Genomic DNA, 15,259 nt, shown 5'->3' on the forward strand with positions numbered 1-15,259 from the left:
AACCATGATCGAAAAGAAAATTCGTCTGTCCGTGAAGGGAGTCACCAAGCGGTTCGGTGGCCTGCAGGCGCTGTCAGACGTTGGCCTGGAAATTGAAGAGGGCTCGATCTACGGGCTGATTGGCCCGAACGGTGCGGGCAAAACGACCTTCTTCAACGTGATTACGGGCCTCTATATCCCCGATACTGGCGAGTTCAAGCTTGATGGGGAGCGCTACACGCCAACCGCAGTCTACCAGGTGGCAAAGGCAGGAATAGCAAGAACATTTCAGAACATCCGTCTGTTTGGAGGGATGACAGCTTTGGAAAACGTCATGGTCGGACGCCATGTCTGTACCAGACACGGTTTGCTGGGTGCCGTTTTTCAGACACCGGCGGAGCGACAGGAGGAACGCGAAATTAAGGAGCGTGCTCTCGAGTTGCTCGAATATGTCGGTGTATTGCAATATGCGGACTATACATCGCGAAATCTTTCTTACGGGCACCAGCGTCGGCTGGAAATTGCGCGTGCGTTGGCTACAGATCCAAAACTGCTTGCGCTTGACGAACCGGCTGCCGGAATGAATGCAACCGAGAAGCTGGAGCTTACGCGCCTGCTCGACAAGATCAGGCAAGACGGAAAGACAGTTCTGATCATCGAACACGACGTGAAGTTGATTATGGGCTTGTGCAATCAGATGACAGTACTCGACTACGGAAAGGTGATTGCGCAAGGGGCGCCTCACGATGTTCAGAAAGATGAGCGTGTGATCGAAGCTTATCTCGGCGCGGGAGTGCACTAATGGACGGAACCAAAGCGAAGAATTCGGTGCTGAAAATTCGCGGCCTTCAGGTTGCGTACGGTGGAATACACGCCGTAAAAGGTGTCGATATAGACGTGAAGCAGGGTGAACTGGTCGCAATTATTGGTGCGAACGGCGCCGGGAAGACGACTACGATGCGTGCAATCACCAATCTTAAGGATTGGGGCGGCGGTAGCATCGAATTTTTCGGGGAATCCACCAAAGGCGTACCTCCGCATGAACTGCTACGCGCTGGCTTGGCAATGGTCCCGGAGGGGCGCGGAATATTTGCTCGAATGACCATCCTGGAAAACCTGCAGATGGGTGCGTATCTACGGAAAGACGCGGAACAGATCCAGTTGGATACGGAGCGGATGTTTGGTTTCTTTCCTCGATTAAAAGAACGGGCAACGCAGCTTGCCGGAACGCTATCAGGAGGCGAGCAGCAAATGCTCGCAATGTCTCGAGCGCTGCTGTCTCGTCCCAAGTTGCTCCTTCTGGATGAGCCATCGATGGGACTATCACCGATTATGGTCGAAAAGATATTTGAAGTCGTGCGCACGATCTCTGCAGAAGGGATGACGGTGCTTCTGGTGGAGCAAAATGCGCGTTTGGCCTTACAGGCCGCTGACCGCGGGTACGTCATTGATTCTGGCTCAGTGTCCATGAGTGGGGATGCAAATATCATGCTGGACGATCCGAAGGTACGCGCGGCTTACTTGGGAGAGTGATGCGGGAGCGTGACGGGGTGCCCGCGGCCAAGCAACGTCTCGAAGGCATGGTTGCGGTGGCTGTTGGTCTATGCTCAGCATCGTGCTAATGCCATGCCGAATTCGGCTATAGCTTCGTAGCAAGCATCGAAGCGACATTGAGGCGGGCTATGCGAACCACGTCCCGGAGACGCGGTAGTGTCGAATGTACCCCTCCACGCGTTGTCTCGACGACAAGAACTTTTTTGTTTTCACTATCTGCTCAGATTTGGTCTATTTCGAAATTATGGAGGAATGCATCGCAAATGATTCTTGATGATCGCTAGAATCAATTCAGATTCGACAATCCTTTTTGTCTCGGGCAGTGTGACCGGAGAGACCTTCTAACGGGACGGCGCGAAAGAGCTATCGCCCCAGAAACTCTCAGACAAAAGGACCGTCACACCGAAAGCCCTCTGGAGGGGAGGTCTAAGTGCCTCGCCGAAGAAAGATCGTCAGTTCACCGAGCTGACGCCACAATCTGTCAGGCACACGGACAGAGGGGGCGGTTACTGACTTGATGTCAGGTGCCTGTCCTGTCCGCGCGTGCTGTGCTTACATTCAAGACATTTTTCGTTTTTCAGTTCGCAGCGAATTGGCTCGGCAGCTCATTGGCCTGATTCAGGCGTGCGTTCGTATTTTTCGCCCACCGCTTGCTTGGCCAGACGGCAGTGCCGGCTCGAGGAAATATCGCTGAAAATTACAGCAACGTACATTACCTCTAATCTACTGGGGAGCTGGGGAGCTGGAGACATGGACGCATTACGATTTACAGAGGATCATGAATGGCTTCGCCTTGAATCCCACGGAACGGTCACGGTGAGTATCACGACGTTCGCGCAGCAGCAGCTCGGAGATCTCGTTTTTGTCGATCTGACTGCAGTAGTAATGTCATTTGTGGCTGGCGACGAGGCTGCCGTTGTCGAGTCGGTCAAGACCGCCGGTAAAATCAAAATGCCGATCGAAGGAACCATCGTTCGGGTCAATGAGACTTTGCGCGACCAGCCGTCGGCGGCTAACGAAGATCCGCCGGGCGTAGGGTGGCTCTTTCGAATTTCGCTAGCCGATCCGTCTTCGTTGGATTCGTTGATGACTGAAGGGTCCTACGCTTCTTTCGTTAGCTAAAGCGCATCACTCATGGAAGAAAGACAATGAGCGAAACTGCGACGCCTCTGAGTGTCCAACTGGGAACTAATTGGGCAGCATCTGCTAGGGCACGCCGGACCTAGCCATCTAGAGTAACGCGTCAAATATGTCGCGCAATTCACAGTTGCGCTCCGGAGCCGTGACGTCCGTCAGCCTCAGATAGGCGGCCGCGAGGCTCCATTCTTCGTCGGACACGTCGGTCGGGCGCCCTTTGTGGTTTGCTTTTTTCATCCCGCCAGGATACCAGGTCTCACACCAGGTGGCTAACACGCTCTAAGCTAGCGGTTTTGGGGAGAGCGCGGAAACCTAAACTATGACGCTTGATGCCGACGATCCGGTTTTCAGCAGCATAGCGATACGTTCGAGGCAATGTGCGAGATCCAAACGCGTTTCCGGCCCCCCGAGCGAGAGCCGTACCGCCTCGGGGACGGGGCCGACAGAAAAAGCGTCGCTCAAAGCGACGCTGATGCCGCTCGCACGCAACTGTTCGGCGAATGCCGCGCGTGTCCACTGCGCGGGAAGTCGCAACCATACATGAAAAGCGCACGTGTCCGTAGCTTGAAGCAAACCGGACAACGCGTGCTGCGTTAGCGACTGGCGTTCCGCGACTTCGCGCCGGATCGTCGTGAGAATGGCCGTCGCCGTGCCATCCTCGATCCAGCGTGTAGCCAATTCCGCATTGAGCGGCGATGCCATCGATGCGGTCGCGCGCAGCACCACTGCGGCTCGTTCCGCAGCCAGTCGGTCGGGGGTAACCATGTACGCAATGCGCATTGCAGGCGTCAGCGACTTGGACAGACCCGTGAGATAAAACGCGAGTTCTGGTACGAGCGTGGACAGGGGCGCGGGAGCATCCACGGCATCGGGGAAAAGCGGCCAGTAATTGTCGTCTTCGATTAGCGGTATCTGAAATTTGCGGAGCACGCTCGCGATGGCCTGTCGGCGCTTCAAGGGCATGCTGAGGGCAGTCGGATTGTGCAACGTCGGCATGCAATAGAAAGCTTTCGGACGGTGCTGCTCGCAGACATTGGCCAATGACTGCGGTGTAGCGCCATGTTCGTCCATTTCAACCGGAATGAGCCGTATTCCTAGATGCCGGGCGAGCAAAATGAAACCTGGATACGTCAACGCTTCCACACAGATCACATCATCCTTTCCGGCGAGGAGCGTCATGACGACGAGCAGGGCGCCTTGAGTTCCTGGGCAGACGAGCAATCTGTCCGCTGCAACGTCTTTGATTCTTTGCGCGAGCCAGACCGCACCTGCGTCGCGGTGACGGGAGGTGCCTGCCGGCGGTTGATAGCGCATGAAGGTGTCTGCATCGAATGGGACTTTGGACTGGGTCAATCGATTGCGAACGTGCCCGTCAGAATCGGCCTCCACGAGGCTTGGAGGAGAGTTGACCATCATGTTGATCAGCGCGTCTACCGACGGCGTAGGCGCAGTGTTTCGCTGGAAGCGCACGAAAGTGCCTTGTCCGACGCGCGCCTCGATCAACCCGCGCTGACGTGCTTCCTTATAGGCGCGTGTGACTGTCGTGAAGTCGACTCCGAGAAGTCTCGCTAGCGTGCGCTGAGGAGGCAGCAAGTCGCCGCGATTGAGCTTGCCCGATGCGATATCTGCTGCTAAGGCGTCCGCGATGCATTGATAGATCGGTTTGTCGCATTTCTCGACTCTGGGCGTCCAGACAGTGTTCATAATTTTTCCTGTTAACATACAATTTATAAATTGTATGTTAAATCTTCGTTCGCCACATGCGATCAATATTTTTTTCCTTTTTATTGTTATACCCTTATGAAAAAGGCTTAGTTGCGTGTTCGTAGCTCACCCGGCATGATTGTCCGAAATATTGTATGCAAATAATATACATACAATTAAATGTGTGATGTACTCTTTGACCAACGCCTGCCGTCTATTATCGGAGCACAAATGAAGCGTCCGTCTAGCCTGTTTTTGGGACTTGTCCTATCTTTCACCTTCCTGGCTGAGGCCGGGTTAGTCCGCGCTGACGATCAGGTCGTCAAGATCGGTTTTGCCGCACCACTTACGGGCAGCTCCGCGGCGGATGGTAAAGAAATGGAAAACGCAGCGCGCCTGGCCATTGAAGATGCGAACAAGCGCGCTGTGCAGGTGAACGGCCGGACTGTACGTTTTGAACTTGAGGCACAGGATGATCAGGGGGATCCTCGAATTGCGACGCAGATCGCCCAGCGTTTCAGCGATCTCGGCGTGGTCGGCGTCGTGGGGCATTTCAATTCAAGTTGTAGTATCGCCTCTGCGAAAACATACGATGACGCGAAAATCGCCGAGGTAAGCCCCAGTTCCACAGGGGCCTCCTATACGCAGCAAGGTCTAGCGACCACATTCCGTGTGGTTGGTCAGGACGCAGTTGCCGGCGAGACCTTGGCAGGGTACGTAATCGATTCGTTGCAGGGCAAACGTATCGCCATCGTTGATGACCAAACCGATTTCGGACGTGGACTCGCTGATCGTGTCGAGCAGACCTTACGTGCCCGCCACGCGAATGTTGTTACCCATGAATACGTAACCGATAAGACGGTGGATTTCAGTTCCATTGTCACCAAGCTCAAGGGGGTGAACCCGGACGTCATCGTGTTTGGCGGTTTCGACGCTCAGGCAGGTCAGTTCGTGCGGCGTGTGCGCAGTTTTGGATTGACGGCGACCTTGGTCGGTGAGGGCTTCAATAACAGCAATTTCCTGAACATGGCAAAGGGCGCGGGTGACGGCTCTGTGTCCATCCAGCCGGGACTGCCGCCGGAAAAAATGCCGTCTACGGACTTCGGATCACGCTATGAGGCCCGATTCAAGACGTCGCTCCAAGGTTTTCAGGGGCCTTACGCGTACGATGCGGCAACAGTCATCGTCAATGGCGTGCTGAAGGCGCAATCATTTCAATCCGCCAAGGTGCTCGAATCTGTGAAGGCAACGCAAGTGAACGGGATCACCGGCCCGATAGCATTCGATGCCAAGGGTGATCTGGCCAATTCCCCGTATACCATCTATCGCTTGAATAAGGAGCGCTGGCAGGATATCGCAATCCTCAAGGCGCGTTGAAACATGGGGCATACCTTCGATAAGGATGGCGTAAGTCTGACGGCAGTCGAACGTGCCGAGTCCGCGAGCGTCGATTGCGTTGACATCGGGCAGATTCTGCTCAGGACGCGTTTCGCAGCTGCTCGTGCCGAGGCGATCGCCTCCGATACCCTGTTTCGCGCGGGTATTGGTCTAGCACTCGCGGGGCTGACGTTGGCTGCCAAAGCCTGCTTTGACGTTCGCGGTTGGGTGACCGACGCCGCATCCGGAGTGCTAGCTCACGAGCCGTCGGCTGCTGCTGACGCGCCCGTGGTCGCAGCGTTGCGTAAGGCTGGCGCGTCGCTCGTCGGACATGCAAACATGACGGAGTTTGCTTTCGGCGCACTCGGAATCAACACGACAACAGGCACACCGCGTACGCCACTCGATACATGTCGGGAACGCGTCGCGGGCGGATCGACCTCGGGCGGCGCGGTGGCTGTGGCTATCGGACTTGCAGATATCGCGCTTGGAACGGACACAAGTGGCTCGGTCAGAATACCAGCGGCGTTCTGCGGACTGACAGGTTTTAAGCCATCGAAGGGCGTGTTGTCGGAAAAAGGATGTATCCCGCTTTCAACCAGCTTCGATTCGCCTGGGTTCATCACCCGGGACGTATCAACGATGCAGCGTGTCGTCGAAGCGTTGCAGTTATACGGGCAACGTATGGTGTCTGAACATAAGGACGTCCCGCGTGCGCAGCTTTTGAGCGGTATAAGTTTCGCCGTGCCGGGAAACTTTGCGTTACAACGCAGCGACGATGCGGTTGCTCGAGCGTTCGAGCGAGCTGTAGAGAAACTGAGGCAATGCGGTGCAAATATCGTCGAGCGTGTTTTCACAGATCTGACAACGCCCTCTCGCATCGCGGCCGAGAGCGGCATCATCGTAGCCGACGCGTATGCGTATCATGGAAAGTGGATTCATGAGAGGTTCGCAAAATACGACCCCTTGGTGGGCCCGCGGATACTTGCGGGGCAAGATGTTTCTGCGCACCGTTACATCGAGGGTAAAACCGCGCTGCGAAGTTTCGCTCACACTTTCGACGAAGAAATCGCCGATTACGACGCGTTGTTGACGCCGACGGTTCCGATTATCCCTCCGCGCGTAGATGACATCGTGGAGAAGGACGAATATCTGCGCATTAACGCACTGGTGTTCAGCCTTACAGAACTGGCTAATCGAGTCGATGTGCCGAGCATCGCGCTTCCGTTTGGAGCGCTGGATGCGGGGCCTTTCGGTCTCATGCTGACCGGGCGTCGTCGCGACGATGCCCACTTGCTATCGATTAGTAGACGAGTCGAGCACGCGCTCGCATAGGACGACCATCAACAGGTAACTGGAGGAAAGCAAAATGATCGTGAGAGACGTGGTATCGACAGTGGGAACTGATAGACATGCGTCGGGAAAGGGCTGGGACAGCAAACGGCTGATTGTTGCAAGTGACGGCGTTGGTTTCTCCGTGCATGATACGACCGTGCCAGAAGGTTCCGAAATCGAAATGGAATACAAACATCATATTGAGGCGAATTATTGCTTCGAGGGTCTCGGCGAGGTTGTAGACCTTGCGACGGGAAAGACTTACGAGATCAAGCCTGGCTCGATCTATGTATTAGACAAGCACGATCGTCATATCCTGCGTGCGATCAAAGGCGATTTGCGTCTTGTATGCGTTTTCAATCCAGCGCTCGCGGGAGGAGAAACCCATCGTGCGGACGGAAGCTTTGCGCCTGCGAGCAACTCGACCACGCAGGGCTGATTTCGAAGAGTGAATGTGTGCCCTGCGAGCGGTTCTAAAGCTTGACTGTCATGCAACGGAATACGCATGCTGATTAGATACACCGACTATTTCTCTGCCAGCTATCAGGCGGCGAGGACGAAGTTTCGCGACGCCGTCAACGATGCGGCCGGCGATTTCGCCAGTTACGAGTGTCCTTCTGGCCGCGGCGTAGAAGGGGAAGAATTGGCTATTGATGTTGGTCTGGTAGGCAACCGGCACAGTCCTCGTCAGTTTGTGATGATCAGCGCCACACACGGTCTAGAGGGTTTCGCCGGTGCGGCATTGCAAGTTGCATGGTTGCGCAATCGGATAGACCCGAGGTTGCTTGGTGAGATCGGCATCGTGTTGATTCATGGATTGAATCCTTATGGTTTCTCTCACGGGATCCGGACTACTGAGGACGGTGTCGATCTCAACAGGAACTTCATCGACCATACGGCGAATGCTCCAGATAACGAACTCTATCGACAGATACATCCATATCTAATCGCTGACATGGCCGACCCTGCCGCGTGGGCGCAAGCACAACTGGCGCTTGACCATGTACGCGGGACCGTTGGCGATGACGTTCTTTTCGACGCAATCGCGAGCGGGCAGTACAGACATCCAGACGGAATCTTTTATGGCGGTGCTGCGCGTACATGGGAGAACCGAACACTCGAGGAGATTGTTCTTCTGTACGCCGGTCGCGCCAGCAAGGTCGCTGTCATCGATTGGCACACGGGTATTGGGGCATACGGCAAGCCGTTCTTTCTAGCCTTTGCGGACGATGAATCACAGGAGCAGATGCAGGCCGTGAAGTGGTGGGGGCAGGACAACGTTGTCGCGGCGCGACCGCACGGGCGAAATCGGCCACGCTATAAGGGTTTGGTCTTTGACGGTATCAGAGGTTTTATTCCGCATGCGCAAGTGGCGGGAGGGGTGATCGAATGGGGAACTCGCGGACCGGTCGCAGGCGAAATGGCTATTCGACAGGACCTTTGGCTACGTGACTATGGTCATCTATTGTCGTCGGACGCTTACGCGCAAATGCGGGCAGATTTGCTGGATTCGCTCAACCCCGTATCCTACCTTTGGCGGAACTCAGTTCTCTCCACTGGCGTGGAAATCATGAATGCAACCGCGCAAGGCCTGGCAGCCTGGTAGGCATTCGCTCTAACGTGCAGGAGAAGTCTCTTGATTTCATCCATCAGGCTTGATCACATCGTCATCGCAGTTCTCAATCTGGAAACAGCGGTGGGTGACTACACCCGGCTGGGATTCAATGTGACGACGGGCGGGCGGCATACGCATGCACCGACACGCAATGCTCTTATATATTTTGACGATGGGACCTATCTCGAATTGATAGAGTGGCTGGCGCCGGCAAACGGGGAAAAGTGGTATGAAAGCCTAGGCAGGTCGGGTGAGGGCATCGTTGACTTCGCATTATGTCCAGAAGACTTGGCGTCAGTCATAGATAGAACAGGTGGAGTGGGCGCGGCCTACCTCGCGCCCGTACCCGGTTCTCGATTACAGCCAGGCGGCGAGGAAATCCGATGGCAGCTCGGATGGCCAATTGATAGGGTGCTCCCGTTCCTGTGCGCCGACATCACGCCTCGTAGCTTGCGCGTGAGAGAGGGAGATTGCCGGCAACACCCGAATGGTGTGAAGGGAATAAGGGAGCTTGCTGTCGGCGTGCCAAATCTCGACGCTGCCATCCCGATCTATGAGCGGTTGCTTCAATCGAAGGCATCATATCCTGGCGGTTCGGAAGCAGTCGGGGACAGTCCTGGTCCCCGCACAGCGGTCTTTCATGTAGGCGAATCGGATCTGCTGTTGGTGGAGCCCGAGAACGTGAAAGCTTCCGGTGCGAGCACGTCGCGTTTGCTGTTGGCGCTTCGGGGACCGGGAGTCTATCGGTTCGTGTTAAAGGTGGCAGGACAAGAATCTATACCGTTCGACCGTGCGTTGACGCATGGTGCGTCAATGTCGATCGGGATTGCCTAAAAAATGCAACTCGTTGCAAATCCGCGTACGGCGCTTATCAGGTCGCGCTTGACCGAGGTACATTTGACCCTATAGCGATGATATAGAAGGGAAAGTGATTGCCGCGAAAAAGCGGGAATCGGATTGCGACATTTTTTCGCGAAACTTGGCGTCGACAATCGCCGTTGGGTTCCTTGCCTAATGCAGTCGAACGCATACGGCGGGCGGGGAGTCGCTGGACTCCAACGATTTCGATTATTTGCAGGCTCGACGAAGGACGAAGAGGGAATAATGAGGGCATTGATAGTTTTCGCGCATCCGGAGCAGCGCTCTTTCAATGGGCAGCTTAAGGACACGGTTCGAGAGTCCCTTGAGCAGCAAGGTGCCGTAGTCGAAATCTCCGACCTCTATGCCATGGGTTTTGATCCGGTGGAGTCGGCAGATCACTTCCCAAACCGCAAACGCATTGATGTTTTCGATGTGCAGACCGAACAGCGGCACGCGTATGAGGGAAATACGAGTAGCCCACAGGTCAGAGATGAGATTAAAAAAATCCTTGCAGCCGATCTGGTCGTATTCCAGTTCCCAATCTGGTGGTTTTCGATGCCAGCAATTCTCAAGGGATGGCTAGATCGGGTGTTCGTCTACGGCCTTTTTACGAGCCGTCAGCGTTACGATAAAGGGTTCTTTGCTGGCCGTCGCGCGATCGTATCGGTCACTGCCGGCGGACCGGAGCCGACTTTTAGTCACCGTGGGCGGAACGGCGACCTAGATCTGATCTTGTGGCCTTTGCATTTCACGCTGCATTACATGGGCTACGCGGTTTTACCGCCATTCGCAGCTTTCGGTGTTGCAGCCGCAATTCGATACGCAGGTGCGTCTGCGGACGCCGCGCGGCTCGACCGCTACAGGGCCGACCTACGGCAGCATATGCAAAACATCGACCATCTGGTACCTCTTAAATTCAATGTCTGGGATGACTGGGACGAGAATGGCCAGTTGAAGGCAGACGCCCCCAGTTTCAGCGCATTCATGCGCCACATCCGCTAGCGTTGAATAGGAGCTCACGTCATTGATAGCGCATTCATTCGCGGCAGACACGGCGCTCAACCAGCACATAAGGTGATGCAGTCCGTGATATGAGAGCGCGGCTCGCCAAATTGCTGTGCAAAGTGATGGCGATCAAAGCGGGCATGGAGTCCTTCAACGGTGAAATCGTTGAATTGCAGGCTAGTTACGCAGGTTCGTTTGCCATCAGTCTCGGAAGAAACTCGGACTGCAATTGTGGCGCAATGCTGCTTGCTGATCGCTTCAGGCTACGGCGCCCGGGCCAACGCTAGATATGAAGGGGAAACCGCAATGTTGCTGAATGTTGATGGTTCTGTTCTCGTTCTGGTTGATTTCCAGGAACGGTTAGTGCCAGTGATCCATCAAGGTGATGAGGTCGTCAGAGAGGCTTTTCGTCTCGCTCAGATCGCACAGATATTGGCAGTCCCCGTGGTGGGAACGGAGCAGAACCCGCGGCATCTCGGGTCGAACGTGCACGATCTGAAGCGTCTATGCTCGCAGACACTGATCAAGCATACCTTCGACGCAACGAGCGCAGGGCTAGTCGAAATTCTGCCAGCAGGGACTAGCCGGGTTTTACTTGCCGGATGCGAGTCTCACGTTTGCGTGCTTCAGACGGCGTTTGGGCTGCTCGAACGGGATATCGGAGTGACAGTTGTACGAAATGCGGTGGGCTCCAGGAAGCAATCTGACCTCGACGTCGCGATGGTACGACTTGATCGAGCGGGTGTTGAGTTAACAACCGTGGAAATGATCGCGTTTGAGTGGATGCGCACTTGCGATCACACCAATTTTCGCCAAGTTCTCAGGTTGGTTAAGTAGGGCGAACCTAGCTGTCAAGCAGCCCGTACTAGCATCCCAGCAGTCCTTCCCGAATCCATCCCGTCACATATTGGCTGGCGCGATTGCTCTGGCCACCTTCGATCTCGAAGTACTGGACCGCCCGAGCGTTCCTTGGACCGCCTGCGTCTAGGGTGAGATTGTGCTCTTAATATCACGCGTTGCTTCGGGCCGAAACACCGCCAGCTTGCATCACAGTGCCTGTTTGAGGTTGTTGTCCATGTATAAAATTTAACGCAATCTAATAACGAAGTCGTGCGATTTCTAGAACTTACCGGCCACTTGTACCGCAGAATGAGAGAACAGATAGGCCGAGATCTCTTGCTCGAGTGCGGCGAGTCGGTGAGGGCTGGAGCATACGTGAGGCAGCCAAAGCTTTTTCCTTCGTTTCAGTGTGCAAAAATTCGGACCGAACCCGTCGCCCGTAAAGCTATGCCGCGTCACCAACTTACCGTTCCGTTCGTTGAGCGATACGAGTGCAGACTCGTGCTAACGAATTTGCGATTGGGTGAGTTAGGCGGCGAGGTGCACGGGACCGACCGACGACGAGAGCTACCCAGTGGTAAACCAGAGAGTTTGATTGAAGCGGTAAGAGAGCCGTTAGATGGTTTGTCGCGGCACATCTTTCGGCTCACGGCGGGATCTACCGCGAGCTTTGCCGCGCCTGCTTTTCAAAGGAAGCAATGAAAGCTGTTCGGATTGATGTCGCAATCATTGGTGCAGGCAGCGCTGGACTGGTTGCCTATCGCGCTGCAAAAGCGGCCGGTGCTTCCGCGATCCTGATCGAAGGTGGGGCGTACGGTACAACTTGCGCGCGGGTAGGCTGCATGCCATCCAAGCTCCTGATCGCTGCCGCTGAAGCTGCGCACGCTGCGATGCGTACCGCGCCATTTGGCGTGCATATCGACGGAGTGGTTCGCATTGACGGTCGCGAGGTCATGCGACGTGTTCGGAGCGAGCGCGACCGCCTAGTCGGGTTAGTGCTCGATAGTGTGTGGGCTATCCCTGCCGAGGACAAACTGACTGGTTACGCCAGCTTTATTGACGACGGCTTGTTGGAAGTCGGCGGCCATACTCAGGTTCGGGCCCGCAGCGTGGTGATTGCCACAGGCTCGACGCCGGTCGTTCCGACGCTGTATCGGGCACTCGGTAACCGCGTCGTCGTCAATGACGATGTATTCGAATGGGGTGATCTGCCACGCAAGGTCGCGGTGGTGGGTGCGGGTTCGATCGGCTTGGAACTGGGCCAGGCGCTTGCGCATCTTGGCGTAGAGGTGACGGTCATCGGTGCGCGCGGGCATGTCGGACCGTTGACTGATCCTGCGGTCAGGGACTATGCCGAAGCGGTCTTCAGGGAATCGTTCCGCTTTGAGCCTCGTGCACATGTTGAGGTCGCTACCCTTGATGGAGATGGCGTCAGGCTTCGTTTTAGAACCGATCAGGGTGAGGTGGTAGAGGACACGTTTGAATACGTACTGGTCACGGCTGGCCGCAAGCCGAATATCGAGCGACTTGCGCTGCACAATACGTCGCTTGTACTTGACAACCGTGGCTTACCGGAATATGACCGGCTGACTTTGCAAGCCGGCGCACATCCCGTGTTTATCGCGGGCGACGCGAACGGCATCCTCCTCTTGCTGCATGAAGCCACTGACGAAGGCCGCACCGCGGGTGCCAACGCGGCGACCTTTCCGCACCTGGTCCCGTTGATCCGTCGCGCGTCCATTTCCCTCCTGTTCAGCGATCCGGGGATTGCGATGGTAGGCGCCCGGCATTCGGATCTTGATCCATCCACATTTGTGACCGGCGAGGTGAATTTCGAGGATCAAGGTCGCAGCCGAGTGATGCTTAGAAACCGTGGCTTAATGCGCGTCTACGTGGATAAGACCAGTCGTGGTTTCATCGGCGCGGAGTGGATCGGACCGGCCGCCGAACATATTGCACATCTTCTTGCGTGGGCGCTGCAAATGAACCTGACCGTCGACACGATGTTGCAAATGCCGTTCTATCACCCGGTGGTGGAGGAAGGCCTGCGCACTGCTCTACGAAGTGCACTGTTAGCGCTGGATGCCGCTTAGCCGACGACCGACCGCACGCTCCGGATTCTTGCGCAGCGACCGCGGTCCTCGCCCTTCTAACAGTCTCGCGTCGAATCTTCCGGCGTTCGATAGGCCCGAGAAAATCGTGAGCAAAGAGTGTCGGTCCGAACGCTGGTCGTGGCCCATGAAGTAGACCTTTAAGCACGGCGCTTAGACATTGGTCTGGCGAACTTCAGAAAACATTTGGCGTTGGCGGGGCAAATCTACAATTCCAGTGCAAACAGAATGACGGATTTAGCTTGATTTACGTATGTTGATTGGAGCGCGGATTCGATGATGACTTGGCGAGTGGGGCACGGGAGCTGAAAGGCCGCGGCTAAAGAAGCCGCACCTCGATGTCGACGCTTTGGATCCTATCAGTCTGAACGAGTATCTCTTGCACATCTACGTCCGTCCAGCATATCGGCAAGCCATCGAGAAGGGTGGGCCCTATACGTTCGCTTGGCGTGGTGCAACCGAAACGAGACTGAAAGTGCTGAAATCGTTGTAGATGCGGTGAACGCAGATGATCACTTTCGCGAACCGGTATCACAAGCTCCGCAGTCGGCAGCGGTGAAAATACGGAGGCACTAGTCTCGGAGCAGCAGCCCATCGACTTCAAGTCGTACCAAGGTATTGCATGCTGTTTGGGAGGGCGGCATCGCTGATCGCCAACGTGCCGTTCGTTTAAGAATGAGCCAGATCGAATCTCACGCTGACGCGTGTTGACCCTTGCAATTTAACTCTGACGAGAACATGCGATGCACCAAGAAACGCTTACCTACGAGTCCGATGGCCTGACTATGCGGAGCCAACTTTTCTACAATCCAGAGCCCGAGGTGCGTGCCGGAGTCTTGGTATTCCCGGAGGCTTTTGGACTTGACAAGGCAACGATCTCGCGTGCCGTGCGCCTTGCCGAACTTGGTTATGTGGTTCTTGCCTGCGACCTGCATGGTGATGGTTTGGTAGTGGACGATTTGCAGGAGGCAATGTCGATGTTGCAGCCTTTATTCGACAATCCGGCTCGTACTCGGGCTCGCGCGGCGGCGGCCCTGCAGGCGCTCGCTGCCAGGCCAGAAGTTGACGAGAAGCGCATCGGGGCTATGGGCTTCTGTTTCCCGGCATCGCTGGAACTCGCTCGCTCCGGAGCGGCGATCAAAGCGGCGGTCGGTTTCCATACCGGCCTTGCAACAAAGGCTCCTGTGACTGAAGCCGGTGCTATTAAGGCACGCGTCTTGGTATGCATTGGTGCCGACGATCCGTTCATTGCCCCGGCGCAGCGGGCAGATTTCGAATCCGAGATGCGTACCGCCAAGGTTGAATGGCAGATGCATCTGTACGGAGATACGGTCCATAGCTTCACGAATCCGGAAGCTGCAAAGCGGAATATGCCGCATGCAATACGTTATAACGCGCAAGCAGCGACTGAATCTTGGGATTCGGCGCTCGATATGTTCGACTGCGTACTTAAATAACTTGAAACCGACCGGGCTCGGGGAGCCGTCCCGAGCGCGACCTACGATTACGACCCCGGCGTCGGTTCACCAAGCCTGCGGTTACAGATGTATAAGCTGGAGAACGCGACATGTCACAATCACGACACGAACTCAGCGAGCAACACTCTCGCGGCGGGACGTCGCCAAGGGAGCAGGAAATCCCATTCCTCCAACGCTACCGGCAGCAGCAAACCAAGCTCTTGGCGTAATCAACAATACGCGAAAAACCGGTAATACTCTGACTCGTTGAACGTCGTAATGCT

At 55.7% G+C, this 15,259-nt stretch carries 13 protein-coding genes, 1 pseudogene and 1 riboswitch; of the genes and pseudogenes, 12 read left to right on the forward strand and 2 right to left on the reverse strand.

All coding sequences use genetic code 11. The features are described from left to right. The first annotated feature begins 4 nt into the window (after window positions 1–4). The 3 genes from FQ705_RS11955 (at window position 5) to gcvH (ending at window position 2,655) form a co-directional block, all read left to right on the forward strand. Window positions 5–781, forward strand: coding sequence for an ABC transporter ATP-binding protein (locus FQ705_RS11955; RefSeq protein ID WP_144140994.1), 777 nt, complete (start codon window positions 5–7; stop codon window positions 779–781). After that, window positions 781–1,512 carry an ABC transporter ATP-binding protein gene (locus tag FQ705_RS11960; RefSeq protein ID WP_144140996.1) on the forward strand — a complete coding sequence of 244 codons (732 nt, stop codon included), beginning with the start codon at window positions 781–783 and terminating at the stop codon, window positions 1,510–1,512. The genes FQ705_RS11955 and FQ705_RS11960 overlap by 1 nt, the downstream gene beginning before the upstream one ends. A gap of 339 nt (window positions 1,513–1,851) precedes the next feature. Further along, window positions 1,852–1,940: riboswitch (glycine riboswitch) on the forward strand. Between the two features lie 343 nt (window positions 1,941–2,283). Then, entirely contained in the window at window positions 2,284–2,655 is a 372-nt protein-coding gene (gene gcvH / locus FQ705_RS11965; RefSeq protein WP_144140998.1) for a glycine cleavage system protein GcvH, read from the forward strand. Window positions 2,656–2,769: 114 nt separating this feature from the next. Here the strand turns inward: gcvH and FQ705_RS11970 are convergent. Both FQ705_RS11970 and FQ705_RS11975 read right to left on the reverse strand, forming a co-directional pair. Then, a pseudogene (locus FQ705_RS11970) lies at window positions 2,770–2,907 on the reverse strand (IS5/IS1182 family transposase); the annotation flags it as partial. Window positions 2,908–2,982: 75 nt separating this feature from the next. Beyond that, complete coding sequence (locus FQ705_RS11975) at window positions 2,983–4,374, reverse strand: PLP-dependent aminotransferase family protein (protein ID WP_260854458.1); 1,392 nt, start codon at window positions 4,372–4,374, stop codon at window positions 2,983–2,985. 231 nt (window positions 4,375–4,605) lie between these two features. Here FQ705_RS11975 and FQ705_RS11980 point away from each other — a divergent pair, with 231 nt between their 5' ends. From FQ705_RS11980 to FQ705_RS12020, 9 genes are all read left to right on the forward strand, one after another. Then, entirely contained in the window at window positions 4,606–5,751 is a 1,146-nt protein-coding gene (locus tag FQ705_RS11980; RefSeq protein WP_144141000.1) for a branched-chain amino acid ABC transporter substrate-binding protein, read from the forward strand. A 3-nt stretch (window positions 5,752–5,754) separates the two neighbouring features. Continuing rightward, window positions 5,755–7,086: an amidase family protein gene (locus tag FQ705_RS11985; protein WP_144141002.1), complete on the forward strand. Its 1,332-nt coding sequence runs from the start codon at window positions 5,755–5,757 to the stop codon at window positions 7,084–7,086. A gap of 34 nt (window positions 7,087–7,120) precedes the next feature. Next, entirely contained in the window at window positions 7,121–7,525 is a 405-nt protein-coding gene (locus tag FQ705_RS11990; RefSeq protein ID WP_144141004.1) for an ectoine synthase, read from the forward strand. 66 nt (window positions 7,526–7,591) lie between these two features. Next, on the forward strand, window positions 7,592–8,692 hold the full coding sequence (locus FQ705_RS11995) for a DUF2817 domain-containing protein (RefSeq protein WP_144141006.1): 1,101 nt from the start codon (window positions 7,592–7,594) through the stop codon (window positions 8,690–8,692). Window positions 8,693–8,722: 30 nt separating this feature from the next. Next, a complete protein-coding gene (locus tag FQ705_RS12000; protein ID WP_144141008.1) occupies window positions 8,723–9,535 on the forward strand; it encodes a VOC family protein in 813 nt (270 codons plus the stop codon). Window positions 9,536–9,805: 270 nt separating this feature from the next. Beyond that, window positions 9,806–10,564: an NAD(P)H-dependent oxidoreductase gene (locus tag FQ705_RS12005; protein ID WP_144141010.1), complete on the forward strand. Its 759-nt coding sequence runs from the start codon at window positions 9,806–9,808 to the stop codon at window positions 10,562–10,564. Window positions 10,565–10,813: 249 nt separating this feature from the next. After that, window positions 10,814–11,404: an isochorismatase family protein gene (locus FQ705_RS12010; protein ID WP_409934694.1), complete on the forward strand. Its 591-nt coding sequence runs from the start codon at window positions 10,814–10,816 to the stop codon at window positions 11,402–11,404. 701 nt (window positions 11,405–12,105) lie between these two features. Beyond that, a complete protein-coding gene (locus FQ705_RS12015; RefSeq protein ID WP_144141012.1) occupies window positions 12,106–13,500 on the forward strand; it encodes a dihydrolipoyl dehydrogenase in 1,395 nt (464 codons plus the stop codon). A gap of 761 nt (window positions 13,501–14,261) precedes the next feature. After that, a complete protein-coding gene (locus FQ705_RS12020; protein ID WP_144141014.1) occupies window positions 14,262–14,975 on the forward strand; it encodes a dienelactone hydrolase family protein in 714 nt (237 codons plus the stop codon). Window positions 14,976–15,259 lie beyond the last annotated feature (284 nt).

The organism is Paraburkholderia sp. BCC1884 (assembly GCF_900996225.1).
Classification (GTDB): domain Bacteria; phylum Pseudomonadota; class Gammaproteobacteria; order Burkholderiales; family Burkholderiaceae; genus Paraburkholderia.